Origin of the sequence: Spiribacter halobius (assembly GCF_020883455.1) — a bacterium.
Classification (GTDB): domain Bacteria; phylum Pseudomonadota; class Gammaproteobacteria; order Nitrococcales; family Nitrococcaceae; genus Sediminicurvatus; species Sediminicurvatus halobius.
Genome location: NZ_CP086615.1, coordinates 1,215,623 through 1,240,230 on the forward strand (window position 1 = coordinate 1,215,623; position 24,608 = coordinate 1,240,230).

Sequence of the window (24,608 nt, forward strand, 5' to 3'; positions counted from 1 at the left end):
TGAAGATCGGCGGCTGTCCCTGATCGATCCGACCTTGCGTATACACATGTATATGATATACGTGACAGAGACGCAAATGATCGATATACGGAATTTACGATCTTTCCGCACTACGCTGACAGGAGGCCCGAGCGCCCCCCGGCGGACTGCGGATGCGTCTCCGCTGCCGCCGGCAGCCCACTCCAGGGACGGCACGAAAATACGATACACGACTGATTCACAAGCAGTCCTGGAGGAGAGCAACATGTCGCGCGCAATGCGATTCACCGGTTTCGTGGCAGGGGCGGCGATCGCCCTGTGTCCCCTCGCCAGCGGCGCCCAGGAGGCGCCCGAGCCCCCGGAGGGCTTTCCCGAGCGGCCGCTGGAGATCCTCGTCCCCTACGGCACCGGCGGTGGCTCGGACCAGCTGAGCCGGGCCATGGCGAATGCCATCGAGGAAGTGTCGGGTACCTCGGTACAGGTGACCAACGCCCCCGGTGGCGGTGGCCTGGCGGCCATTCCCGACTTCATGGCGGCCCCGAAGGATGGCTACACGATGCTCGAGAGCATCGACGCCGTGGCCACCAACTACGTCTCCGGGCGCATGGAGCAGCATCCCACCGAGGACATCGAGCCGCTCGCCATCGCGCAGATCACCTTCAACCAGCTCTACATCCGGCCCGATGAGGACCGATTCACCAACTTCGAGGAATTCGTTGAGTACGCCCAGGAGAACCCGGGTGTGCTGACGGTGGCCAATGTCGGCAACCAGGGCTCGATGGAGCGGATCAACATGCATCTGCTCGAGCAGGATCTGGACTTCGAGACCAAGCAGATCGCATTCGATGAGCCGAGCGAGCGCTATGCCTCGGTCATCGGCGGGCACATCGACGTGCTCTTCGAGCAGCCGGGCGATGTGCGGCAGTTCCTCGAGGCCGGTCAGCTCAAGCCCATCGTGACCTTCTTCGAGTCGCGGCCGGATGCCTTCTCGGAGGTGCCGACGCATCGCCAGGTGGGTGGCGACTTCACCGCGCTCAACCGCTTCCGCGGCTTCTGGACCCATCCGGACGTGCCCGAGGAGCGCAAGCGCTATCTCGAGGCGCTGATCGGCGCCGCCTGGGAGACGGATTCCTTCCAGGAGTTCAACCGCACCAAGTACATGCACCTGGTGAACAGCTACCGCGATACCGAGGGGGCCACCGAGCTCATCAACAACGCCATCGAGACGTACACCAACGTGTACGAGCAGATCGGCATCGAGACGCGGGGCGACTGAGTCCGCCGCAGCCGGCCGGGGGCTTCGGCCCCCGGCCCGTCTCCCGGTACCCCGGCCACTAGAGTGAGTCGCTATGAGCTCGTCCATCCGGGTGAGGCTGGAGCTGATCGTCTGGCTGCTGATCGCCGGCGTCTTCTACGGCCTGACCTTCCGCTTCTCGGATACCACCGGCGTCACCTTCGAGTGGGGACCCGCCGCCTGGCCCCGCGCCGCGCTGATCATCATGGCCGTGGTGGCGGTGGCCAACTACCTCACCCACCGGCCGGTGGGCGCGGCGGCGTCCGAGCGCCAGGGCGGTGCCCGCTCCGGGCAGGAGATCGTCAATCTGATCGGGTTGTTCGCGATCCCCCTGGTCTATATCTGGCTGCTGCCGCGCATCGGCTTCTACATCGCGACCCTGATCTTCCTGCCGGTGTACATGCGCTATCTCGGCGAGCGGCGCTGGAAGCTCATCGCCGGCGTCACGCTGCTGCTGTTCGCCCTCGTGAACCTGGTGTTCACGCACATCTTCTATGCAGGGCTGCCCACGGGTAACTGGCCGGGCTTCTACGAGGCCTCGAGCTGGTTCGTCACCCTGATCCGCTGACCGAGAGGAGCGCACTGGCGATGGAGAACTTTCTGGGTGGCAGCGCGGCGCTGTTTTCGGACCCCGTGGCGCTCACCATATTCTTCGGCGGCCTGCTCGGCGGGCTGCTGTTCGGTGCGATCCCGGGCATCAACATGCTCACCCTGGGGGCGGTGATCCTGCCGTTCACGGTAAGCATGGATCCCACCAACGCGATCATGCTCTATTCGGTGATCTACACCTCCGGCGTGTTCGGCGGGGCGATCACCGCCATCCTGTTCAATATCCCGGGGTCGCCGGAGAACGCACCGACGGCCCTGGACGGCTACCCCATGACCCAGCAGGGCCTCGCGGCGAAGGCGATCGGGGCTGCCGTGCTCTGTTCCTCGGCCGGGGGTCTGTGCTCGGTGCTGCTGATGATGGCCGCGACGCCGGCAATCGCCGGCTGGGCGATCTCGGCATTCGGCCCGCCCGAGATCTTTGGCCTGGTGTGCCTCGGACTGGCGATGTCCGCCTCGGTGGGGGCCAGGGATCTCTGGCACGGCCTGCTCTCGGTGACGCTTGGCATGCTCATCGCCTCCATCGGCACGGATCCGGCCGACGGCGTGCCGCGCTTCGCGTTCGGCTTCCAGTTCCTGCTCGCGGGGATCAGCTTCATCCCGCTCGTGCTTGGGCTGTTCGCCGTCTCGGAGATCTTCAACCAGGCCGAGGAGCGCATCAATCTGGGCGGCGAGCGCCCGAAGGTGAGCATGGAGCTGCCGAGCCTGCTCGAGTTCTGGCGCATGAAGGTCACCGTGATCCGCTCGGTGATCATCGGCTTCTTCGCCGGCATCCTTCCGGGCATCGGTGCCGTGCTGGCGGCGTTCCTCAGCTACAACGAGGCGGTGCGCTGGGGCGGCAAGAACAGCCGCTTCGGCAAGGGGGAGCTCAAGGGCGTGGTGGCGTCGGAGACCGCGAACAACGCCGCCACCGGCGCGGCCATGATTCCGCTGCTCGCCCTCGGCCTGCCCGGCGGTGCACTGACAGCCATGATGCTGGCGGTCTTCCAGCTCCACGGCATGGAGCCGGGGCCCCTGGTGTTCATCACCTCGAGCGACCTGGTGTGGACCGTGTTCGCGGCGATGTTCTTCGCCAACCTGCTGATCCTGGCGCTGGGCTATTTCCAGACCAAGGTGGTGGTGCACGTGCTGCGGATCCCGTTTCCGCTGCTGGGGCCAGGGATACTACTGGTGGCCACGGTGGGTGCCTACGCCCTGCGCCACCTCTCGCTGGACGTCTGGGTGATGTTCATCGCGGGTGCAGCCGGCTTCCTGCTGCGCCGCTCGGGCTACTCCGTGGCCGGCGTCATCCTCGGGGTGATTCTCGGCGGCATCGGTGAGTCGAGCTTCACCAAGTCCATGCAGATGCTCGACTACAACCCGCTGCTGCTGTTCACGCGGCCGATCACGGCCCTGCTGGTGGGCGTCGCGCTGCTGACCATCGGCCTGCGGCTCGTGGAGGCGGTGCGCTCCTCGCGCCGGCATCGGGTCGCCCTCGCCAACGGCTCCCAGAGCGACTGACGCACCGGGAGTCACGACCCTCACGCACTGATGGAGGTGCCAAAGTGAACTTCGAGGAACACACGGGCAAGGCGGTCCTGCGCGCCGCCGGCGTCGCCACGCCGGAAGGCCGGCTCTGCGACACGCCGGCCACGGCGCGCTCGGCGGCCGAGGCCTTCGGCACCTGCGCGGTCAAGGCGCAGGTGGCCACCGGCAAGCGCGGCAAGGCGGGGGGCATCCGCATCGCCCGCAGCCCCGAGGAGGCGGAGCAGGCCGCGGCGGACATCCTCGGCATGGAGATCGGCGGCTACACGGTGCACCGGGTGCTGGTGGAGCAGGGCGTCGACATCCGCCAGGAGCTCTATGCGGCGGTGCTCAACGACCCCGCCACCAAGGGCCCGCTGGTGCTGGTCTCCGCCGAGGGCGGCATGGAGATCGAGGAGCTCGCGGCAGAGAAGCCGGAGAGCCTGATCCGCGTGCCGGTGGACATCCGTCACGGGGTGAGCCGCACGGCGCTCGAGCAGGCCCTGGCGGGGACCTTCACTGGCGACCAGCTGCCCGCGCTGCTGGATACCCTGGAGCGGCTGTATGCCGCCTACGCGGGGAGCGACGCCGACCTGCTGGAGATCAACCCGCTGGTGGTCACCGGCGAGGGCGGCATGCTGGCGCTCGACTGCAAGCTCTCCATCGACGACGGTGCCGTGCCGCGACAGCCGGACCTGGCCGCCGAGGCGCCCGAGGTGCCGATGACAGAGCTCGAGCGCCGGGCGCGGGAGCTGTCGCTGCCCTACATCCAGCTCGACGGCTCGGTGGGGATTCTCGCCAACGGCGCCGGGCTGACCATGACCACCATGGACGTCGTGAGCCACTACGGCGGCGCGCCGGCGAACTTCCTCGAGATCGGCGGCGAGGCCTACACCAAGGGCCGGGATGCGCTGCGGCTGGTGCTCGACAACCCCAATGTGCGCAGCCTCGTGATCAACTTCTGCGGAGCCTTCGCCCGCACCGACGTGATGACCGAGGGCGTGCTCGCGGCCTGGGACGAGGTCCGGCCGCAGGTGCCGGTGCACTTCTGCATCAACGGCACCGGCGAGGACGAGGCGCTCGCCATGGTCCGGGACAAGCTCGGGGTAACGCCCACCCAGGTGATGGACGAGGCCGTGCAGGCGGCCGTGGAGGCGGCACGATGATCGTAGGCGGTAACGAGACGGTGCTCGTGCAGGGCATCACCGGCAAGCAGGGGACGTTCTGGGCCGAGCGCATGCGCGATTACGGCACGCGCATCGTCGGCGGGGTGAATCCGAAGAAGGCGGGTAGCGAGCACATCGGCCTGCCGGTCTGGGGCTCGGCAAAGGAGGCCGCTGCGAGCCAGCCCATCGACGTGAGCGTGCTCTTCATCCCGCCGATGGCGGTCAAGGCTGCAGTGCTGGATGCCGTCGAGGCCGGCGTGGGCACCGTGGTGGTGCTCACCGAGCACATCCCCTCCCACGACGTGATGCACTTCCTCGCCGCCGCGCGGGAGGCAGGCACCTGCGTGATCGGGCCCAACACCGCCGGCCTGGTGACGCCGGGGCAGAGCTTCGTCGGGTTCATGCCCGCGTTCAACGAGCGCATCTTCCGGCCGGGCCGGGTGGGCGTTATCTCGCGTTCCGGCAGCCTCGGTACGCTGATTGCCCTGAACCTGGTGCAGGGCGGCCACGGCATCTCCGCGTTCATCGGCATCGGCGGAGACCCGATCCTCGGTACCACCACCCGCGATGCCCTCGTGCGGCTGGACCAGGATCCGAACACCGATGCCGTGGTGATCGTCGGCGAGATCGGCGGTGCCATGGAGGAGGAGGCCGCGGATTACGCGCACGGCATGAGCAAGCCGATGGCCGCGTTCATCGCCGGGGCGGCCTCGCCACCGGGCAAGAAGATGGGTCATGCCGGCGCCATCGTCATGGGTGACAAGGGGACCTACGGGGCCAAGCGTGAGGCGCTGGAGGCTGCCGGGGTGCGTGTCGTGCCCTCGCCCTCGATGATCGCTGACGCCCTCGGCGAGGCGATGGGCGCGGTGTGACGAACCAGGCCGGCAGCGCCAGTTGGCGTTGTCGGGCAAGACATGTAAATGACATATTGGACTTAGCCGTGTGAGCGCACGGCCGAATGAGCAGCAGGTGATGCGATGAGTGACAAGGCAGCAACCCGTGACGGTGATGACGCCGACGCCGTGGTGGCGGAGCAGGTCGCCCGGGCGCGGCGGGCGCAGGCGGTCTACGAGGAGTACGATCAGGCCGCCGTCGATGAGGTCGTGACCGCCGTCGGCTGGGCGGTGGTGGAGCCGGAGCGCAACCGGGAGCTCTCCGAGCTCGCGGTCGCGACGACGGGCATCGGCGATATCGAGGACAAGGTCACCAAGAACCGGCGCAAGACCATGGGCCTGCTGCGGGATCTGCAGGGGGCGCGCACGGTGGGCGTGGTGGCCGAGTATCCCGAGCTCGGTCTGGTGGAGATCGCCCGTCCCGTGGGAGTGGTCGGCGCGGTTACGCCGTCGACCAACCCGGTGGCAACGCCTACCAACAAGGCGATCAACGCGCTCAAGGGCCGCAATGCGGTGATCATCGCGCCGTCGCCCAAGGGCCAGGCCGCCTGTGAGCGGCTGCTGCACTACATCCACACCGAGCTGGATCGTGTCGGTGCCCCGCGGGACCTCGTGCAGCAGCTGGCCGCGCCGGTGAGCAAGGCGCGTACCCAGGCGCTCATGAAGCAGGTGGATCTGCTGGTGGTGACCGGCTCACAGAACAACGTGCGCTCGGCCTACTCCAGCGGCACGCCGGCGATTGGTGTCGGTGCCGGCAATGTGCCGGTGATCATCGACGAGACGGCGGATCTCGACGATGCCGCCGCCAAGATCACCGCCTCCAAGACCTTCGACCACGCCACGAGCTGCTCCTCGGAGAACAGCGCGGTCATACTCGACGCCGTCTACGACGGTGCGATCGCCGCCCTAGAGCGCGCCGGCGGCGTCATGCTCGACGAGGGCGGCAAGCGTAGACTCCAGGAAGCGCTCTGGGTCGATGGCAAGCTCAATCGCGACGCCATCGCTCAGTCCGCGGTTACGATTGCAAAGCTCGCCGGCCTGGACGATATCGCGGCCCAGGCGCCCAGGTTCCTCATGGTGGAGGAGAGCGGCGTGGGCGGGGAGTACCCCTTTTCCGGGGAGAAGCTTTCGCCCGTGCTCGCCGTCTACCGGGCGCGGGATTTCGATGCGGCCTTCGAGCAGACCCGCGCGATCCTCGAACACCAGGGCAAGGGGCACTCCGTCGGCATCCACACGGCGAACGACGACCACGTCCTGCGGCTCGGGCTAGAGATGCCGGTGTGCCGGGTCATCGTCAATCAGGCCCACGCCTTCGGCAACGGCGGCAACTTCGACAACGGGCTGCCGTTCTCGCTGTCCATGGGCTGCGGCACCTGGGGCCAGAACAGCATCTCGGAGAACCTCAACTACCGCCACTACCTGAACACGACCCGGATCGCGCGCACCATCCCGCCCCGGGAGCCAAGCATGGACGACCTCTTCGGCGACTACCGCTCGCGCTACGGGCTATAGCGCCGCTTCGTCGTCGATTCGGCGCTCGGTTTTCAACACAACGACTCGACGGACACATCGGGAGGGAAGACAAACCGCAAAGGCGCAAAGGACGCGAAGAGCGGCGCGAAGTCATTAGGTTTTTTGCGCTTCGCGAACTTTGCGCCTTTGCGGTTGCTCTTCGATCTTCGTTCTGGACGTCGTGTCGTTGTGTTCAGTGTCCCGCCGCCGACCGCAGCACGGCCCGGGTCAATCCTGGCTCAGGGTGAGGGCGATGCGGGCGGTGGCGGCGATTTCGGCGGGGGCGGCGCCGCGGGAGAGGTCGACGATGGGGCGCGCGAAGCCCTGAAGGATCGGGCCGATGGCGGTAGCCCCCGCCAGGTGCTGCACCAGCTTGTAGGCGATGTTGCCGGCGTTGAGGTCGGGGAACACGAGGACGTTGGCATTGCCCGCGACGCCGCTCTGGTGCCGCTGCTTGCGGGCGGCGATGGTCCCGACCAGGGCGGCGTCCGCCTGCAGCTCGCCATCCACGGCAAGGTCCGGCGCGCGCTCGCGGATACGGGCACAGGCCTCGCGGATCGAGGTCAACGCCGGGTCCGGCGCGCTGCCATGGGTGGAAAAGGCGAGCAGGGCGACCCGGGGCGGCTCCTGCAGCAGCCGGTGGGCATTGCGGGCGGTGGCGAGCGCAATGCTGGCGAGCGCCTCGGCGTCCGGATGGGGATTGACTGCGCAGTCGGCGAACAGCAGGGGCGCGACGGCCTGCCCACGGAAGCCCGGCACCAGCATCAGGAAGCAGCTCGAGGGCATGCTCACCCCCGGCGCGAGCCCGACCGTTAGCTGCCCGGCCTCGATCACCCGCCGGGTGGGGGCAGTGACGCCGGCCGCCAGTGCGTCCGCCTCGCCGGCCTGCAGCATCATGGCCGCCAGGTACAGCGGCCGGCGCAGCAGGCGCCGCGCCATGCCCGGCGTCGCCCGGGGCCGGCTGGCGCAGTAGGCGAGGGCGTAGCGCTCGATGCGCGCGGGCTCCTGCGGGTCGAGGGTCTCGATGCCGTCGAGGGAAAGCCCCTGGGTGGCGGCGGCCTGCTGCAGCGCCTCCGCCGCGCCAAGGACCACCGGCTGTGCCCGGCCCTCGTCCGCCAGCAGGCGTGCGGCCTCGAGGACGCGCGGGTCTTCGCCCTCGGGCAGCACGACCCGGCCGGCCGGGCAGGGGAGCCCTGCCAGATAGTCCGCTGCCGCATCGCGCGCCGCCTGCATGGGTGCCTCTCCGCGCCGTCCCCGCGACAGGGTAGCGCGGCAGGCGGCCTGGTGGAGAGCCCCGCGCCTGCCTGCTCCGCGCCCGGGGCTACGCGGCGGCCGTCTGCCCGGTCTGGTTCTGCCGGGCGTCCTCGCGAATCATGTCCGCCGCCTTCTCGCCGATCATGATGGCTGCGGCATTGGTGTTGCCCGAGACCAGCCGCGGCATGATCGAGCAGTCCGCCACGCGCAGCCCGGTGATGCCATGGACGCGCAGTCGGGCATCCACCACCGCCTCGCGGTCGCTGCCCATGCGGCAGGTGCCCACCGGATGGAAGATCGTGGTGGCGTCGCGGCGGACGAAATCGAGCAGCGCGGCCTCGTCGTCGTCGCGGACCTCGGGGCCGGGCGAATACTCGCCGGCGACATAGGGCTGCATCGCGGGCGCGGCCACCAGCCGCCGGGAGAGCCTGACGCCGTCCACGGCCACGCGGCGGTCCTCCTCGGTGGCGAGGTAGTTGGGCTGGATGCTCGGGTGCTCGGCGGGATCTGTCGAGCGCAGATGAACCGTGCCGGTGCTGGTCGGGCGCAGCTGGCAGGTGGACAGGGTGAAGCCGGGGAACTCGTGCACCGCCGAGCCGGGCGTGTCGGAGCTCAGCGTGCCGAAGTGGAACTGGATATCCGGCCGCTCCACATCCGGGCGGCTGCGGGCGAAGCCCCCGGCCTGATTGATGCCGACCGCCAGGGGGCCGCGGCGGCGCAGCACGTAGCGCAGACCGATGCGCATCTTCCGCGGGAGGCTCTTCAGGTCGTCGTTGGTGGTGATGGGGCGCGTGCAGCGCAGGATCACCCGGGCCTGCAGATGGTCCTGCAGATTGCGGCCGACCCCGGGCAGCGCCTGGTTCACGCGGATGCCGTGCTCGCCAAGCAGCCCCGGATCGCCGATGCCTGAGAGCTCTAGGATCTGCGGCGTGTTGATGGCCCCGGCGGCAAGCACGACCTCCCCCCGGGCGCGTGCCTCGACGCTGCGGCCGTCCTGGCGGTAGCGCACGCCCACGGCGCGTCCGTCCTCCAGCAGCACCCGCTCGCAGAGCGCGCCGGTTTCCACCTGGACGTTGGAGCGTTTCATCGCCGGGCGCAGGAACGCCACCGCCGCGCTGCAACGGCGGCCGTTGCGGATCGTGAGCTGGAAGTAGCCCACCCCTTCCTGGTCCGCGCCGTTGAAGTCGTCGTTGCGCGGGATGCCGATTTCCTGACCGGCGGCGATGAAGGCCTCGCACAGCTCGTTGCGCTCGGGCACATCCGAGACGGCGAGCCCGCCCTCGCTGCCGTGATAGGCGTCCGCGCCCCGCTGCTGGCGCTCCGAGCGGCGGAAGTAGGGCAGCACGTCCTGCCAGGACCAGCCGGGGTTGCCGAGCCGCGCCCAGTCGTCGAAATCCTCATGCTGCCCGCGGATGTAGATCAGGCCGTTGATGGAGCTGGAGCCGCCGAGCACCTTGCCCCGCGGCCAGTACATCGAGCGGTCGGCGATGCCGGGATCGGGGTCGGTCCAGTAACCCCAGTTTACCCCCTTGTGGAACATGGTCTTGCCATAGCCGATGGGGATGTGGATCCAGGGGTAACGGTCCCGCGGTCCTGCTTCCAGCACCAGCACGCGGTAGCGGCCGTCGGCGCTCAGCCGGTCGGCCAGCACGCAGCCGGCGGATCCGGCGCCGACGATGATGTAATCGAACTCGCGCTCGCTCATGGCTCTCTCCTCCGCCCCGCCAGTGCCTGGTGCGCCACGGTGGCGGCTCGTCGTGTCGTCGTTGTTGTCCCTTGCATATCGTATGATAGCTTCCATAATGAAACGTACAGTATCAATATAAGAAAAATTTGCGAATTGCTGCCGCCGGCGCACCGAGAACGCCGCCGCAGCCACTGGGAGGAGGAGCAGGCCATGCGTTGCACCCGACGGGTGGCGCGTACCGCAGCACCGGTACGCGCGGCGATCAGCCGACTGGCCGCGGGCCGGGAGGCGTCATGGTGATGACCGAGGTCTGGGAACGGCGCCTGCGCACCGCGACCGCCTGGCTTGATCTGCCCGGGCGCTGGGTCGGCAAGGCTGCAGCCTGGCTCATCGTTCCGCTGATCGGGGCGCTGGTCTACGAGGTGGTCGCCCGGTACGGGTTCAACAACCCGACCATGTGGGCCTACGACATCACCTACATGCTCTACGGCGCGATGTTCATGCTCGGCGCCGCCTACACGCTGGGCCGAGATGCCCACGTGCGCGCCGACTTCCTGTTCAACGTCCTCTCGCCGCGGACCCAGGGTCTGATCGATGGCGCCTTCACGGTGCTGCTGTTCTTCCCGGCGATGCTGTTCTTCACCATCGCCACCTACGACTACGCCGCGACCTCGTGGATGCGCGGCGAGCGCATCGTCACCAGCCCCATGATGCCGATCATCTACCCTCTGAAGACGGTGATGCCGGTCACCGGCGTGCTGCTCATGATCCAGGGCGTCTCGGAGCTGCTCAAGAACATCTATGCGGTGCTGACCAATCGCCGGTTCCGGGAGGCCTCCTGATGACTGAACCCGTTCTCGGCCTGGTATCCCTGGCGGTGCTGTTCATCGGCATCCTCACCGGCTACCCGATGGCGTTCACCTTCATCTTCATCGCGCTGGTGTTTGGCTTCGTCGGCATGGGCGAGGTGGTGTTCAAGCTGATGCAGGCGCAGTTCTTCGCCCTCATGCGCAACACCACGCTGGCCGCAGTGCCGCTGTTTCTGTTCATGGGCTTCGTGCTCGAGCAGTCGGGGCTGATGGACCGGGTCTTCCGGGCGCTGCGACTGCTGCTTGGCGGCCTGCGCGGCTCGCTTTATCTGGTGGTGCTGCTGGTGGCGACGGTGTTCGCCGCAGCCACCGGCATTGTCGGCGCCTCGGTGACGGTGCTTGGCGTGATGGCCGCCCCCATCATGCAGTCCAGCGGCTACAGCGACCGCCTTTCCGCGGGCGCCATCGGCGCCGGTGGCACGCTCGGGATCCTCATTCCGCCAAGCATCATGCTGATCGTGATGGGGCCGGTGGTGGGCGTGCCGGTCACCGACCTGTTCACCGCCGCCATTATCCCGGGCCTTCTGCTGGCAGCGATCTACATCGTCTACACGCTGGTGCGCAGCTATATCAATCCGGAGCTGGGGCCGCCGGTGCTGTCCGCCGAGCTTGCGGAGACGAGCCTTGCCGACAAGCTCAAGGAGCTGCTGCTGGGCGTGCTGCCGGTCACGGTGGTCATCGCCTGCACCCTCGGCGTGATCATCGCCGGTATCGCCACGCCGACGGACGCCGCCGGCACGGGCGCCCTGGCGGCCTTCGTGCTCGCGCTGCTCTATCGGCGCATGACCTGGGCCAAGGTCAAGCGGTGCGTGTTCAACACGCTCGAGACCACGGCCATGATCATGTTCCTGCTGGGCTCGGCGAACTTCTTCGGCGCCGTGTTCTCGCGCCTCGGCTCGGCCGATCTGCTCACCGAGTGGCTGCTCGGCCTGAACTTCGCGCCGACGCTGATGCTGCTGATCATGCTCGGCATCGTCTTCGTGCTCGGCTCGCCCCTGGAGTGGATCCCGATCGTGCTGGTGATCGTGCCGATCTTCCTGCCGACGGTGGCCGAGCTCGGGTTCGACCCGCTCTGGTTCACCATCCTGGTGGCCGTGACCCTGCAGACCTCCTGGCTGACGCCGCCGATGGCACTGTCCGCCTACTTCCTGAAAGGCGTGGTCCCGAGCTGGCGAATGGGTGACATCTATCTCGGCATGACGCAGTTCGTGGCGCTGCAGCTCTTCGTGGTGCTGCTGCTGGTCATGTTCCCGGAAATCATCCTCTGGCTGCCCTCGGTGCTCGACTGAGCGCCCTGGGTCCGGAGCTTCAAGGGCGATAGGGAGGACAGCAGAATCCGGCGTATTTCGAGGTGTTTCCGAACTAGCAGTCTACCGAGTGACTGGAGGAGAGAATCATGAGAAGGCAATTGCATCGCCTGGCCGTCTCCGGCCTGGCCGCCGCCGTGCTGGGGCTGGTCAGTGCCGGCAGCGTGCAGGCACAGGAAGAGACCTATGAGTTCAGCATCCAGACCGCGGTGCCGAACTCCAGCATCTATTTCGGCCTCGTGCAGGATTTCGCCGACCGCCTGGAGCGTATGTCCGGCGGGCGTCTGCAGGCTCGGGTGCTGCCCGACGGCGCCGAGGTGCAGGCGTTCGAGATCCTAGACGCCGTCAGCGACGGCATCGTGGAGGCCGGCTTCGCCTGGCCGCATTACTGGTCCGGTCAGCATTCGTCCTACGTCCTGTTCTCCAACGTGCCGGCGAGCACGGGCATGGATCAGGACACACTCATGTCCTGGTACTACGAGGGCGAGGGCCATGAGCTCTACACGGAGCTCACCGAGGAGATCATGGGGTACAACACCGTGCCCTTCCTGGTGCAGCCCATGGGCCCGGACCCGCTCGGCTGGTTCTCGCAGCCGTTCGAGAGCATGGAGCAGTTCCGGCAGCTGAAGTACCGGGCGCCGCCGGGGATCGCCGGGCGCACCTATAACGAGATGGGCGTGCCGGCGGTGGCCATGCCGGGCGGCGAGATCGTGCCCTCCGCCGAGCGCGGCACCATCGACGCGGCCGAGTGGATCGGCCCGGCGGACGACCGTGCCCTGGGGCTGAGCAACATCTGGGACTACTACTATCTCCAGGGTCTGCACCAGCAGACGGACGTCGGCGAGATCCAGTTCAACAAGGACTTCTGGGAGAGCCTCCCCGACGACCTGCAGGCCATCGTCGAGACCGCAGTGCTTGCCTCCACGGCGAAGACGCAGAACGTCAATCTGCGGGAGAACTCGATTGCGGTTCAGCAGTACCAGGAGGAGGGCATCGAGGTCCGCGATACGCCACAGGAGTACTACCGCGCATTCATCGAGGCGCAGAACACCATCATCCAGGACTACCTGGAGGCAGACGAGTTCTTCGCCCGCGTGTACCAGTCCCAGGCGGACTTCGCGGAGATGGTGTACCCCTACCACTCGCGCAACATGACGCTGTGGAACAACCTCATCCAGGAGGCAGCGGAAGCCCGCGGCGAGTAAACGGGTCGCTGTGAACGACCCCCGTAGCCACGGAGGCGGGCCGGTTGGCGGCCCGCCTCCGTGCTTTTTGATGCGACAATGCCGGCGCCGCGTGCCGCGGAGTGCGCTCCGGTGACGTGGGGTCACGCGCCAAGGCTTGGAAACGGAAACTCCATGGGCCGCACGAGACAGACGGGCTCCACCGGGGAGCGCCTGCTGAAGCTGATGCATACGGTGACGGAGGCGGGCCGCCCGCTGTCCCTCCCTGAGATCACCGAGGCCGTCGGGCTGCCCAAGCCCACGGTGCACCGCCTGGTGTCGCTGCTCGAGGACAGCGGCCATCTCATCAAGGAAGCGGACGCGCGGCGCTACGCGCCCGGTCCCGCCCTGCACCGGATGGCGCTCGCCGTGCTGCAGAGCCAGCCACGCAGGGCCGCGCGCCATGCCGTCCTGCGCCGACTCGCCGAGAAGGTGGGCGAGGCCTGCAATATCGTGCTGCTCGACGGTGACCAGCTCACCTATATCGATCGCGTGGATACCCAGTGGCCGCTGCGGATTCGGCTCGAGGTGGGTTCCCATGTCCCGGTGCACTGCACGGCCACCGGCAAGCTGCTGCTCGCACTGCAGCCAAAGCGTGTCCGGGACCGGCTTATCCGCAGCGCTCCACTGGCGTCGATGACGCCGCACACCTTGACGGACCCCGAGCGCCTGCAATCGGTCCTGCGCCAGATTCGGCGTGCCCGGGTAGGGACGGATGATCAGGAATTCCTGCCGGAGATGGTGGCCATCGCCGTTCCGGTGACGCCGCCGGCGGGGCCGCCGGTGGTTGCCGTATCCATACACGCCCCCGTCTTCAGGCGAAGTCTGGCGGCGCTGCGCGGCTTCCTGCCGGATCTGCGTGCCGCGGCGCGGGAGCTGGAGGACGTCCTCTATGAAGGCACCGACGCCGGTGCCCTTGCCTGACGGCGGGTGAAGCTGTCGTGCCGCATGTCGGATTCTCAATTTACGAGATGAATTATCTCATTATTGATGTATACTTTCGGAAAGTGAGCATTCACTTGTAGGCAAGAGTCGTGTCAACCGCGCGATGTCCGCGAGGACCGAGCGCCGGGTATCTGGCCGGGCCGGGCGCCGGACTACGCAAAGCAAGAGGGGAGAAGCAATGACCCGCATGACCTCAAGCGAGGCCTTCGTTGAAACGATGGTGGCCCACGGCGTCCGCGATGTCTTCGGCATCGTCGGCTCCGCCTTCATGGACGCGCTCGATATCTTCGAGCCGGCCGGAATCCGCTTCATTCCCACCGTGCACGAGCAGGGTGCGGCCCACATGGCCGACGGCTACTCTCGCGTGAGCGGCCGCCACGGCGTGTGCATCGGCCAGAACGGCCCCGGCGTGACCAACTTCGTCACCGGCATCGCGGCGGCCTACTGGGCCCATTCCCCGGTGGTGGCGATCACCCCGGAGACCGGCTCCAACTCCATCGGCCTGGGTGGCTTCCAGGAGACCGAGCAGCTGCCGATCTTCTCCAAGATCACCAAGTACCAGGGCCACGTGGTGCGCCCCGACCGCATGGCGGAGTTCACCGGGCGCTGCTTCAACCGCGCGATCAACGAGCGCGGCCCGACGCAGCTCAACATCCCGCGTGACTACTTCTACGGCGATGCGGACTACGACATCCCGGGGCCGAAGGTCATCGAGCGTGGACCCGGTGGCGAGAAGAGCCTGGCCGAGGCGGCGGAGCTGCTCTCCCGTGCCGAATTCCCGGTGATCATCTCCGGTGGCGGCGTGATCATGGCCGGCGGCGTGGATGCCGCGGTGAAGCTCGCCGAGCGCATCGGCGCTCCGGTGGTGAACTCCTACCTGCACAACGACTCCTTCCCGGCTTCGCATGAGCTCTGGGCCGGGCCCCTTGGCTATCAGGGCTCCAAGGCCGGCATGAAGCTGCTCAGCCAGGCGGATGTCGTGCTGGCTCTGGGCACCCGCCTTGGTCCATTCGGCACGCTGCCGCAGCACGGCATCGACTACTGGCCGAAGCAGGCGAAGCTCATCCAGGTGGACGCCGACGAGCGCATGCTCGGGCTGGTGAAGCCGAGCGACGTCGACATCTTCGGCGACGCCCGCGCCGCTGCCGAGGCCCTGCTGCGCCATCTCGAGGGCCGCGAGCTCGCTGCCGACCGCAACCGCGATCAGCGCGCCGAGACCATTCGCCGGGAGAAGGAGGCCTGGGAGGCGGAGCTGAACGAGTGGACCCACGAGCGGGACGAGTGGAGCGTGAAGATCGCCCAGGAGGAGGGCGGCGGCATGCATCCCCGCGAGGCCCTGCGGGCGCTGGAGAAGGCCATGCCGAAGGACGCCATGGTCTCCACCGACATCGGCAACATCTGCTCGGTGGCCAACTCCTACCTGCGCTTCGAGCGGCCCAACAGTTTCCTCGCCGCCATGAGCTTCGGCAACTGCGGCTACGCCCTGCCCACCGTCATGGGCGCCAAGGTGGCCGAGCCCGACCGCCCGGCCGTGGCCTACGTCGGTGACGGTGCCTGGGGGCTGAGCATGATGGAGACGCTCACCTGCGTGCGCGAGGGCATCGCGGTGACGCCGGTGGTCTTCAACAACCGCCAGTGGGGCGCGGAGAAGAAGAACCAGGTGGACTTCTACGGCACCCGGTTCGTTGGCTCCAACATCGAGCACACCGACTGGACCGCGATCGCCAAGGCCATGGGCGCCGACGCGGTGCGCGTGGACAAGCCCGAGGAGCTGGGCGAGGCCTTCGAGAAGGCCTGCGACGCTCAGAAGCAGGGCAAGACCACGGTGGTGGAGGTCATGGTGACCCGCGAGCTGGGTGACCCCTTCCGCCGCGACGCCCTGAAGAAGCCGACGCGGTTCCTGGACAAGTACAAGCCGTACACGGCGTAACGCGAAGCGCCGCTTAGAGAAGCGATTTCAGCCGTGCCTACCCCGGCCGGGCGGTTCGCCGCCTTGCCGGGGTTTTTTTGCTTGTCGCCGCGTCATGGGGTGTGGGAGAAGGGATTACCGCCAAGGCGCAAAGGGCGCAAAGGGGAATTCGCGGTAGCAAAGGTAGGTCGGCAAGCGCGCAGCGCTCGCCGACAGCCGTGCGCAGCGCGACCTCTGGGTGCGATGGGGAATTCGCGCGCCGGTGTGTCGGTTAGCGCCGGAGGGCGCTAACCGACCTACGTCCGGACGCCCGGAGCGGCAACCATTGCAACAATCGGCATCGCGCGGGAAGCATCGTAGGTCGTGCACGGCGTAGCCGTGTGCGACGTCGACCTCCGGAGCGCCCGCCTCCGCGAGCCCGCACTAGGCGCAGGCCGCGGTGCGGGGCAGAGCGGCGTACCTCCCGCCGGGACACGCGGTGAATACGTCCGTGTACGCTCCACTGCGGCATCCCTGCCGCAGAGGGTCCCGGCGGGAGGCACACCACTCTGCCCCCTCGGGCCCGGGTAGCGATTCCGCGATGGGGCGCTGCGCGGGAGACGTCGCACACGGCTAAGCCGTGCACGACCTACCCCGGAATACCCGGATCCCCCTTCGCGCCACCTTTGCGCCCTTGCGGTGAATTCCCGCGCGGCGCCGGTGACAGCCTCAAAGCATCTCGTCGCGGAGGTAGTACCAGTGGTAGAGCAGGCGCTGGCCGAGGCGTCGGAATGGGGCCAGCGGATGGCCGGGCAGGGGGTTGTCGAAGATCGGCAGGTCGCGCTTCTGCGGCCTGCCGGCGATGCGCTCGGCCATGCGGCGGCCAGCCTGGCAGGAGTACATCACGCCGTTGCCGCCGTAGCCGAGGGCGTAGAACACCGGCAGTGACGAGTCCGGCTGGCAGACGCGGGGCATCATGTCGTGGCTGACGTCCACCCAGCCCCACCAGGAGTAGTCCACCTCGATTCCGGCGATCGGCGGGAACTTGCGGGCGATGGCGTCGGTGAGCAGCTTCTCGTGTTTCGGGTTCGGCGCCTCCGCGCCGGTGACCGCGCTGCGGCTGCCGATCTGCACGCGGTCGTCGGGGAGCTTGCGGTAGTAGAAGCGCAGCGTCCGGGTGTCCGTGATCACCTCGTTGGTGACGAAGTTGCACGCGGCCTTCTCGTCCGCAGTCAGCGGCCGGGTCACCAGAGAGTTGGAGAGCACGGGGAAGGTCCGGTTGCGCAGCGTCGGGTGCAGGCCCGGCATGGTATAGCCGCCGGTGGCGATGCCGACGGCCCGGGCGCGCACGGTGCCGCCGGGGGTGCGCAGATGCTGGGCGCCGTCGCGGGTCTCCCAGCCGAGCACCGGGCTCGCCGGGTGAACCTTCACGCCGAGCTGGCGCGCGTAGGCGAGGTAACCATAGGCGAGCTTGAGCGGGTGCACGCCGATGCCGTCCGGCTCGTGCAGCGCGCCCACCGCCTCGGCCTCCTCCACGTAATGCCGGTGCAGGCCCTGGCGGTCCAGCAGCTCGGTCTCGTAGCCGAACTGCTCGGCGAGCACCCGCGCCTCGGCCTCGAGCTTGCGCATGGCCTTGTCGCGGTGGGCGATGTAGAGATGGCCGCCGGGCTGCGGCTCGCAGTCGACGGGCAGCTCGCCGAGCAGGGCCTCGAACGTGCCAAAGCCCTCGCGGATCTCCTCGTGCAGTCGGCGCGCGGTGTCCAGCCCCCAGCGCCGGATCCACTGCGAGCGGCTGAGGCGGCCCGAGGCATTCTGCGCCTGGCCGCCGTTGCGGCTGCTGCAGCCCCAGGCGACACGGTTGGCCTCAAGTACCGTGGCGCGGATGCCGTGCTCGCGGGCGAGGAAGATCGCAGTGCAGAGGCCCGTGTAGCCGGAACCGACGATGACCACGTCCGCGTCCGTGTCCGCGCGGATGGGGCCGTCGTCATCCGGGGGCGTGCCGGCGGTGGCGGCCCAGTAGGTCGGCGCGTAGTCCTGACCGGTGCCGGGCTGCGGGGTGACCAGCGGGTCATGGGTGGGGTCGTAGGCCGCCGGACGCTCGTTGGGGTGCGTCGGGGGCGTTGGACGGCTGGCGGCATGGCCCATGGCGCGTCTCCTCAGGCGGTCCGCAGTGGCCGCATCGGGTGGGCGGGATCCGTGTCGGTGCCGGCCGCGGCCTACGGGGCGACAGGCGCCAGCGGCGGGCGGTCCTTGCGGAACGCCTTCTTCTCGCAGATCAGCCCGTCGCGGAAGCGGAACAGATCGCAGCCCTCGGCCTCGATCCGGTAACCGTCCGGTCGCGTTGCGACGAAGGTCCACTCGGAGACGCCGCGCTCGCCGGCGGCGAAATGCCGGGTGTCCCGCCACTGGACGTCGGGCAGGCCCTCCCAGACCTTGGCGAAGGCGGCGCGCACGGCCTCGCGGCCTGCGATACGCTGGCCATGGGCCTCGGGACCCGCCGCGGTCTCGAACACGCAGTCCTCGGTCATGTGCGCGACCACCGCGTCGGCGTCGTGGCGGTTGAAGGCGTCGAAAACCGCCTGCAGCACCTCGGTGCGTGCCTGCTCATCGCTCATCGGGATTCTCCTCCATTGGCTTCGACTGCGCGCCCCGGGGCGGCGATTCGCTTACGGTAGGGGGCCACGCGCAGGCGAAGCTAGAGCCAGTGTCCCGGCGCGGCTTGGACCAGCGCGACCCCCTGCCTCGGAAACGCCTAGCCCGCATATCTCACCGATTCACGGCTGCGGGCGCGGATCTGGCGGGCAGTCCTGCGTTGCGCTCGGCCCGGGTGCTCGACGTACTGTCGAGTACGCCTGCGCGCCCGGACTCTCCCGCGCCTTGTCCTGCCCGCCATCTCCACGCCCTCGCCTCGCGAATCGGTGAGATATGCGGGCTAGTAGCCGCCGAGCTGCTCGGCGATGAGTCCGGCGAGCCGGCGGATGCCGGGTTCGATCCGCTCCACCGGGATGGACGAGAAGCCGAGGCGGAAGCAGTGCTGGGGTGGGCGCTCGGAGAGGAAGTTGACGTCGCCCGGCTCGAAGAAGATGCCGGCCTCCGCTGCCCGCGCCGCCAGTCGCCGGGCATCCAGCGCGGACGGCCCGCGGATCCAGTAGGAGGTGCCGCCGAAGGTCGGCATGCGGAAGGTGTCCGGAAGGTGCTCGTTGAGGGCCTCGCCCATGGCCTGCCAGCGCTCCCGATAGACGTTGCCGAGGCGCTGGGTGAGGGCGTCGTGGTGGCCCAGGGCCAGGAATTGCGCGGCAGCGTGCTGATTGTTCGTGGGCGGGTGGCGCAGCATCAGCCGGCGCAGGGCGCGGGCCTCGCGGATCAGATCCGGCGGGCCGACGAGGTAGCCGATGCGCAGGCCCGGGTCCAGCGTCTTCGAGAGGCTGCCGACGTAGAGCACGCGCCCCTGACGGTCGTAGCTCTTGAGGGCGGGCGTGGGGCTGCCGAGGAAGTTGATCTCGCTCTCGTAGTCGTCCTCGATGATCACGAAGCCGGCCTGGGCGGCACGCTCCAGCAGCGCCTTGCGGCGCCCGGCGGGCAGCGTGACCGTGGTCGGCGACTGGTGGCTGGGGGTGACGAAGACATAGTCGCAGGCGTCCAGGTGCTCGCCGATCACCAGGCCCTGCTCGTCCAGGGGCAGCGGCACCACGGCGTCGGACATCATCTGCAGGATGTTGCGGGCGTCCGGGTAGCCGGGGTCCTCGATGCCCACGCGGGTGTGCCGGGACACCAGCAGGCCCGCCAGCAGATAGAGCGCGTTCTGCGTGCCCAGGGTGACCAGGATCTCCTCCGGGGCGGCCCAGACGCCGCGCTTCGGCAGCACGCGGGTGCGGATCTGCTCCACCAGCAGCGGGTCGTCGGCGTCCAGCCGGTCGCGCACCAGGTCGCGCACGCCCTGCACGCTCAGCGCCTGGCGGTAGCACTCCCGCCAGTCGTTCAGCGGGAACATCGCCGGGTCCATCTGGCCGTAGATGAACGGGTACTCGTAGCGCTCCCAGTCGATGGGCTTGACGATGTTGCGCTGGGCCGACGGGCGGGCCATCAGCCGTGCGTCCCAGCGCACGCAGCCCTCCACGGCGGCCGCGGCGGCGTCCGGCTCGCCGGGGGCGAGATTGCGCCGGTGCATCTCCGGGTTGACGTAGAAGCCGCTGCGCTCACGGGCGAGCAGATAGCCCTCGTCCACCAGATGCTGGTAGGCGAGCATGACGGTGTTGCGGGCGACGCCGAGCTGGCGCGCCAGCTCGCGGCTGGAGGGCAGGGGCACGTCCACCGGGATGTGCCCGTCAAGGATTGCACCCACGAGCGTCTCGCGGATCTGCTGCTGCAGGCTGATCCCGCACTGGGTATCCAGCTCGAACAGGCGCGACCACATCGCGCCGTCCGAACGCGTCGGCATTGGCATGGGAACCCTCTCACCGGGCGGCGACGGCCCGGACCCCGGTTGCCGAATCCAGGGATAACGCGGCGGCCGTGCGCACGCAAGCCTCGCGGAGGCGCCGGCCAGGCGCCGTCCAACGGCTCAATCCATCAGATTCGGCAGCCACAGCGCGATCTCCGGGAAGATGAAGACCAGCGAGAGCCCTAGCAGCTGCAGCGCGACGAACGGCCAGATGGAGCCGTAGACGTCCCCCATGGTGACGTCCCTGGGCAGGATGCTCTTGATCCAGAAGAGGACAAAGCCGAAGGGCGGCGTGAGGTAAGCCACCTGGATGTTGACGATGAACAGCACGCCGAACCAGATACGATCCACGCCGAGCGCATCGACGATGGGCATGAAGATGGGCGTGCACAGCATGATGATCGCCCAGTCGTCCATGACCATGCCGAGTACCAGGATGACCAGCATCATCATCAGCAGCACGCCCGTGGTGCCGCCGGGCATGGCGAGCACGAGCTCCGTGATCAGCCGCTGGCTGCCGAGGGTGTTGAAGACGTTGAGAAAGGCGTTGGCGCCAATCAGGATCCACAGCCCCATGCCGGCAAGCTTGACGGTGGTCACCAGGGAATCCTTCAGCACCGCCCACGTGAGCCGGCCGTAGGCGAGGTTGATCAGGAAGGCCCCGGTGGCGCCGAAGGCCGCTGCCTCGGCGGGCGTGGCGATACCGCCCCAGATGACCCCGAGCACGATGGTGATCAGCACCACGAAGGGCCAGATCCGCCAGACCGAGCCGATCTTCTCGCGCCGGCTGAACTTCATGTCCGGCGGCAGCGGCGGGCCGATGTGGGGCTGGAAGTAGCAGCGCACCGTGATATAGAGCGCGTAGAAGAACGCCAGCATCAGCCCCGGTACGACCCCTGCCAGGAACAGGTCGCCGATGGAGGCATTGGCGAGCAGGCCGTAGAAGATGAACGGGACGCTCGGCGGGATCAGGGCGCCGAGGGCACCGCCCGCCGCGATCGAGCCGATGGCGATGCTGCGGTCATAGTTGTAGCGCATCATCGAGGGGTAGGCGATCTGCCCCATGGTGATGGTGGCCGGCGGGGTAATGCCGGTCACCGCCGCGAAGATCGTGCACACCCCGACGGTGCCCGCGGCGAGCCCTCCCGCGATGTGGCCGATGAGCTTGTAGACGGCGTCATAGGCGGCGTCCGCGATCCCGGAGTAGCGGATCAGATTCCCCATGAACAGGAACAGGGGGATGGTGACCAGGATGGAGTTCCAGGGCGTTGAGTAGAAGGCGCTCGGCACCACCATCAGCGAGCGCGGGGAGAAGATGGCGGCGAACAGCACGGCCGTCCCGCCCAGCCCGAAGGCCACTGGCAGGCCCAGGAACAGCGAGACGAAGAGACAGCCGAAGAAAAGCAGCGTGATCAGTTCTACGCTCATGTGCTTACCCGTGCCGGAAAACCGCCCGGGCTTCGATCAGGCCTGTGCCTGCCTCGCCCGGTGGGTGGCGTCCCGCCGTAGCGACGGGGCGCCGCGAATGTGGTCGACATGAGAATGCCCGCCCGGGCGCTGCCCCGGGCGGGCATCCTCAGTCGTGGCTGCCTGGCCTCCTGCCGGGCAGGGTTTCAGTCGACCTTGCCCTTGTCCTCGAGGAAGCGCTGGTAGATCGCCACACCTTCCGCGGCGAGCTCCGACTGTTCCGCGATCTGGGGCCAGACCTCGTTGATGGCGATCTCACGCATGCGCTCGACCTCCTCCGGGGGCAGCTCCACGACCTGGCCGCCCGCGTCGCGCACGGCCTGGAGCGCGGCCTCCACGCCATCGGCGTGCATCCGGCTGGTCTCGAAGTAGGTCTCCTCGAAGATGCCCATGATCTGGTCCCGCTGCCACTGGGTCAGCGCGTTCCAGGAGTCCAGGTTGATGTAGGTGGACTGATGCTGGGCGGGATTCCAGCCAGGCATGATCGCGTAGTCGATCACCTCGTGGAACGACATGTCATCGATGCCGCCGGTATCCCAGTAGGTGCCGTCCACGGTACCGAGACGGATGGCGGTGTAGATGTCGCCCGGGCCCATGGACACCGGGGAGCCGCCGATCGCCTCGTGGAACATGGCCTGCGGGCCGCCGGCGCGCATCTTCCGGCCCTCGAAGTCATCCAGGGTTTTCACCTCGAAGGTGGTGAACATGGCGTTCGGGCCCTGGTTGGTCCAGCCGGCGAACTGCAGGCCGATCTCGTTGGCCGCCTTCTGGACCACATGGCCGGCGCCGTAGTCCTCGCCCCACATGACCTCCCAGGCCTCCTCGGGGCTCTCGGCACCCATGGGCAGGCCGAAGGCCAGCATGCCCTCGGGCATGTCGCCGCCGTAGACCGTCGCCCAGCAGGCGGTGCCGTCGGTGACGCCGGCGACGGCCGCACCGAAGGCTTCACCGGAGCTGGTGATGGCGCCGGCGGGTTCCACCGTGATCTGGACGGTGCCCTCGGTGGCCTCTTCAACGGCCCTGGCCCAGGGAATGATGCCGCTGGCCCAGCCGGCGTCGCCGGAGTCGAAGCACGGCTGGATCACCCATTCGGTGGTCTCGTCCGGTGGGCCGTCCTGCGCCGATGCGATGGAGGCGCTGAGGCCGAGGGCGGTTACGCCGAGTAGTGCGACACCGGTACTTGTTGCGAGCTTGCGCATGGTTCCACTCCTGCTCCGTCGATGGGACGCGTCGAAACGCGAGGTTGTTGCCGGTCGCACCGGCTATCGTTATGCCCGTTGTGGGTCGTCCTCGTCGGTCACCCGACCGGCGATGACGCCGATATCCACGATCAGCTGCTTGAGCACCACGAGCAGTACCACCACCCCGGTGATCGGGATGAAGATCTTGATCGGATAGATCGGGATCGGAATCGCGGTCGGCGTGTGCTGATCGAGCATCACCGACAGCATGGCCGCGTCCCAGCCCTTCCAGATCAGCGCCCAGAGAAAGAGGAACGTGAATACCGAGGTGATCAGGTCGCAGATGGCGCGCCCGCGCCGGGAGAGGGCCGCATAGAACACGTCCAGCCGTACGAAGCTGTCCTGCTTCAGGGCATAGATGCCGCCGACGCAGGCGAGCAGGACCATGGCGGCCTGGATGGTGGTGCTGATCCAGAGGGAGGCGCTGTTGAGGACATAGCGGAGGAAGACGTCGGTCACGCCGAGGATCATGCAGTAGAGGATCAGCACCCAGCCGATCACACCCATGATCTCGGCCAGGGCATCGATCCCCCTTCCGAGCTGCCTCCAGACCTTCATCAAGGAGGGTCCTCCGTCGGCTGTCTGTCGTTATTGCCGGCTCCGGGTATCGGTCCCGGTTCCTCGTGCCGCGTCGGGCGCGGCCTCTCCTGCCTCTGCCTATCGACGCTAAGCACCCCTGTCCGCGCTATATAGACCCAGATGCGGCCGGAATATAGAGCCAGCCCGGAGGCGGTCCGTGTCAACAGTGAGGTGGGTGCGGGAGGTTGGGGGAGCTGGCAGCACACGCCGCGGGCTGGACATGCGCAGTGGCGCCCTGGCCCGCGGCGCCACCAACCCGCGGCCGCAGCCGTGAATCGGTGAGATAGGCGGGCTAGCCCGCGGCGATGGGCAGCGGCGTTTCGGCGCCGTCTGTGCGCGGGGGCTCGCGACGCATCGGGCCCGCGGCGACGGGTTCGGCGGCGCAGGCCGTGCGAAAGTGTACCTGCGGCGAGGGCCGCGCCACGCGCTGGTGCTCAAGCGTCCGCAATTCAGCGCGCAGACGTGCGATCCTCTCCTCGAGTGCCCGTTCGGTCCCGGCGGATGGCATCTGCATGGTCGGACCCTTCCTCAGCCTGACGGGGCCGCACGGATTGCGCAGGCCCTGTTTGGAAGACTGTACGCATGCGCGCGCGTGAGGGAAGGAATGGTTGGCGCTACATTCATTCCAGCCGGTTATAGCGGCGCCGGTTCCGGGGTGCCCGGGTAAAGCCCGCTGGGATTTCAGGTCATTTATATGAGATGTTAGACAGTAGAATCGAACAGCCATCAGACAGCCGGGTCGGTCATGAGAACC

At 68.1% G+C, this 24,608-nt stretch carries 19 protein-coding genes; 11 read left to right on the forward strand and 8 right to left on the reverse strand.

Features of this window, described 5'->3' with window-relative positions; genetic code table 11:
• Window positions 1-244: 244 nt before the first annotated feature.
• From LMH63_RS05580 to sauS, 6 genes are all read left to right on the forward strand, one after another.
• Window positions 245-1,255, forward strand: coding sequence for a Bug family tripartite tricarboxylate transporter substrate binding protein (locus LMH63_RS05580; protein WP_158280300.1), 1,011 nt, complete (start codon window positions 245-247; stop codon window positions 1,253-1,255).
• A 73-nt stretch (window positions 1,256-1,328) separates the two neighbouring features.
• Window positions 1,329-1,841, forward strand: a complete 513-nt coding sequence (locus LMH63_RS05585; RefSeq protein ID WP_109676642.1) for a tripartite tricarboxylate transporter TctB family protein — start codon at window positions 1,329-1,331, stop codon at window positions 1,839-1,841.
• Window positions 1,842-1,861: 20 nt separating this feature from the next.
• On the forward strand, window positions 1,862-3,379 hold the full coding sequence (locus LMH63_RS05590) for a tripartite tricarboxylate transporter permease (protein ID WP_109676640.1): 1,518 nt from the start codon (window positions 1,862-1,864) through the stop codon (window positions 3,377-3,379).
• A gap of 44 nt (window positions 3,380-3,423) precedes the next feature.
• The gene (locus LMH63_RS05595; protein WP_109676638.1) at window positions 3,424-4,548 is read left to right on the forward strand and encodes a succinate--CoA ligase subunit beta; all 1,125 of its coding nucleotides are present in this window, start codon (window positions 3,424-3,426) and stop codon (window positions 4,546-4,548) included.
• Window positions 4,545-5,420 (forward strand): succinate--CoA ligase subunit alpha, encoded by an 876-nt coding sequence (locus LMH63_RS05600; protein WP_109676636.1) that lies wholly within the window; start codon window positions 4,545-4,547, stop codon window positions 5,418-5,420. Before LMH63_RS05595 ends, LMH63_RS05600 begins: the two co-directional genes overlap by 4 nt.
• Before the next feature lie 105 nt (window positions 5,421-5,525).
• Window positions 5,526-6,953 (forward strand): acylating sulfoacetaldehyde dehydrogenase, encoded by a 1,428-nt coding sequence (sauS, locus tag LMH63_RS05605; protein WP_109676634.1) that lies wholly within the window; start codon window positions 5,526-5,528, stop codon window positions 6,951-6,953.
• A gap of 228 nt (window positions 6,954-7,181) precedes the next feature.
• Here the strand turns inward: sauS and LMH63_RS05610 are convergent, their stop codons facing one another.
• Both LMH63_RS05610 and LMH63_RS05615 read right to left on the reverse strand, forming a co-directional pair.
• Entirely contained in the window at window positions 7,182-8,186 is a 1,005-nt protein-coding gene (locus tag LMH63_RS05610; protein ID WP_109676632.1) for a phosphate acyltransferase, read from the reverse strand.
• Between the two features lie 88 nt (window positions 8,187-8,274).
• Window positions 8,275-9,912, reverse strand: coding sequence for a GMC family oxidoreductase (locus LMH63_RS05615; RefSeq protein WP_109676630.1), 1,638 nt, complete (start codon window positions 9,910-9,912; stop codon window positions 8,275-8,277).
• Window positions 9,913-10,187: 275 nt separating this feature from the next.
• Between LMH63_RS05615 and LMH63_RS05620 the strand changes: the two genes are divergently transcribed.
• The 5 genes from LMH63_RS05620 (at window position 10,188) to xsc (ending at window position 16,168) form a co-directional block, all read left to right on the forward strand.
• Window positions 10,188-10,736 carry a TRAP transporter small permease subunit gene (locus LMH63_RS05620; RefSeq protein ID WP_109676628.1) on the forward strand — a complete coding sequence of 183 codons (549 nt, stop codon included), beginning with the start codon at window positions 10,188-10,190 and terminating at the stop codon, window positions 10,734-10,736.
• Window positions 10,736-12,052, forward strand: coding sequence for a TRAP transporter large permease (locus LMH63_RS05625; protein ID WP_109676626.1), 1,317 nt, complete (start codon window positions 10,736-10,738; stop codon window positions 12,050-12,052). Before LMH63_RS05620 ends, LMH63_RS05625 begins: the two co-directional genes overlap by 1 nt.
• 107 nt (window positions 12,053-12,159) lie before the next feature.
• Window positions 12,160-13,275 carry a TRAP transporter substrate-binding protein gene (locus LMH63_RS05630; protein ID WP_109676623.1) on the forward strand — a complete coding sequence of 372 codons (1,116 nt, stop codon included), beginning with the start codon at window positions 12,160-12,162 and terminating at the stop codon, window positions 13,273-13,275.
• A gap of 153 nt (window positions 13,276-13,428) precedes the next feature.
• Window positions 13,429-14,217 (forward strand): IclR family transcriptional regulator, encoded by a 789-nt coding sequence (locus LMH63_RS05635; protein WP_158280299.1) that lies wholly within the window; start codon window positions 13,429-13,431, stop codon window positions 14,215-14,217.
• 199 nt (window positions 14,218-14,416) lie between these two features.
• Window positions 14,417-16,168 carry a sulfoacetaldehyde acetyltransferase gene (gene xsc / locus LMH63_RS05640; RefSeq protein WP_109676620.1) on the forward strand — a complete coding sequence of 584 codons (1,752 nt, stop codon included), beginning with the start codon at window positions 14,417-14,419 and terminating at the stop codon, window positions 16,166-16,168.
• Window positions 16,169-16,855: 687 nt separating this feature from the next.
• Here xsc and LMH63_RS05645 read toward each other — a convergent pair.
• The 6 genes from LMH63_RS05645 to LMH63_RS05670 form a co-directional block, all read right to left on the reverse strand.
• Window positions 16,856-18,271 carry an NAD(P)/FAD-dependent oxidoreductase gene (locus LMH63_RS05645; RefSeq protein ID WP_109676618.1) on the reverse strand — a complete coding sequence of 472 codons (1,416 nt, stop codon included), beginning with the start codon at window positions 18,269-18,271 and terminating at the stop codon, window positions 16,856-16,858.
• 71 nt (window positions 18,272-18,342) lie between these two features.
• Window positions 18,343-18,741, reverse strand: coding sequence for a nuclear transport factor 2 family protein (locus LMH63_RS05650; protein ID WP_109676616.1), 399 nt, complete (start codon window positions 18,739-18,741; stop codon window positions 18,343-18,345).
• A 317-nt stretch (window positions 18,742-19,058) separates the two neighbouring features.
• The gene (gene pdxR / locus LMH63_RS05655; protein ID WP_199225597.1) at window positions 19,059-20,570 is read right to left on the reverse strand and encodes a MocR-like pyridoxine biosynthesis transcription factor PdxR; all 1,512 of its coding nucleotides are present in this window, start codon (window positions 20,568-20,570) and stop codon (window positions 19,059-19,061) included.
• 117 nt (window positions 20,571-20,687) lie between these two features.
• On the reverse strand, window positions 20,688-21,995 hold the full coding sequence (locus LMH63_RS05660) for a TRAP transporter large permease (RefSeq protein ID WP_109676612.1): 1,308 nt from the start codon (window positions 21,993-21,995) through the stop codon (window positions 20,688-20,690).
• Window positions 21,996-22,180: 185 nt separating this feature from the next.
• On the reverse strand, window positions 22,181-23,233 hold the full coding sequence (locus LMH63_RS05665; protein WP_109676610.1) for a TRAP transporter substrate-binding protein: 1,053 nt from the start codon (window positions 23,231-23,233) through the stop codon (window positions 22,181-22,183).
• A gap of 69 nt (window positions 23,234-23,302) precedes the next feature.
• Window positions 23,303-23,833: a TRAP transporter small permease subunit gene (locus tag LMH63_RS05670; RefSeq protein WP_109676608.1), complete on the reverse strand. Its 531-nt coding sequence runs from the start codon at window positions 23,831-23,833 to the stop codon at window positions 23,303-23,305.
• Window positions 23,834-24,608: the final 775 nt, after the last annotated feature.

Excerpts from the sequence above, each read along its gene's own strand:
- LMH63_RS05645 (WP_109676618.1), bottom strand. The coding sequence starts at position 18,271 with ATGGGCCATGCCGCCAGCCGTCCAACGCCCCCGACGCACCCCAACGAG.
- sauS (WP_109676634.1), top strand. The coding sequence starts at position 5,526 with ATGAGTGACAAGGCAGCAACCCGTGACGGTGATGACGCCGACGCCGTG.
- LMH63_RS05670 (WP_109676608.1), bottom strand. The coding sequence starts at position 23,833 with ATGAAGGTCTGGAGGCAGCTCGGAAGGGGGATCGATGCCCTGGCCGAG.
- LMH63_RS05610 (WP_109676632.1), bottom strand. The coding sequence starts at position 8,186 with ATGCAGGCGGCGCGCGATGCGGCAGCGGACTATCTGGCAGGGCTCCCC.
- LMH63_RS05585 (WP_109676642.1), top strand. The coding sequence starts at position 1,329 with ATGAGCTCGTCCATCCGGGTGAGGCTGGAGCTGATCGTCTGGCTGCTG.
- LMH63_RS05630 (WP_109676623.1), top strand. The coding sequence starts at position 12,160 with ATGAGAAGGCAATTGCATCGCCTGGCCGTCTCCGGCCTGGCCGCCGCC.
- LMH63_RS05635 (WP_158280299.1), top strand. The coding sequence starts at position 13,429 with ATGGGCCGCACGAGACAGACGGGCTCCACCGGGGAGCGCCTGCTGAAG.
- pdxR (WP_199225597.1), bottom strand. The coding sequence starts at position 20,570 with ATGCCAATGCCGACGCGTTCGGACGGCGCGATGTGGTCGCGCCTGTTC.
- LMH63_RS05620 (WP_109676628.1), top strand. The coding sequence starts at position 10,188 with ATGGTGATGACCGAGGTCTGGGAACGGCGCCTGCGCACCGCGACCGCC.
- LMH63_RS05615 (WP_109676630.1), bottom strand. The coding sequence starts at position 9,912 with ATGAGCGAGCGCGAGTTCGATTACATCATCGTCGGCGCCGGATCCGCC.
- LMH63_RS05625 (WP_109676626.1), top strand. The coding sequence starts at position 10,736 with ATGACTGAACCCGTTCTCGGCCTGGTATCCCTGGCGGTGCTGTTCATC.
- xsc (WP_109676620.1), top strand. The coding sequence starts at position 14,417 with ATGACCCGCATGACCTCAAGCGAGGCCTTCGTTGAAACGATGGTGGCC.
- LMH63_RS05580 (WP_158280300.1), top strand. The coding sequence starts at position 245 with ATGTCGCGCGCAATGCGATTCACCGGTTTCGTGGCAGGGGCGGCGATC.
- LMH63_RS05650 (WP_109676616.1), bottom strand. The coding sequence starts at position 18,741 with ATGAGCGATGAGCAGGCACGCACCGAGGTGCTGCAGGCGGTTTTCGAC.
- LMH63_RS05660 (WP_109676612.1), bottom strand. The coding sequence starts at position 21,995 with ATGAGCGTAGAACTGATCACGCTGCTTTTCTTCGGCTGTCTCTTCGTC.
- LMH63_RS05600 (WP_109676636.1), top strand. The coding sequence starts at position 4,545 with ATGATCGTAGGCGGTAACGAGACGGTGCTCGTGCAGGGCATCACCGGC.
- LMH63_RS05665 (WP_109676610.1), bottom strand. The coding sequence starts at position 23,233 with ATGCGCAAGCTCGCAACAAGTACCGGTGTCGCACTACTCGGCGTAACC.
- LMH63_RS05590 (WP_109676640.1), top strand. The coding sequence starts at position 1,862 with ATGGAGAACTTTCTGGGTGGCAGCGCGGCGCTGTTTTCGGACCCCGTG.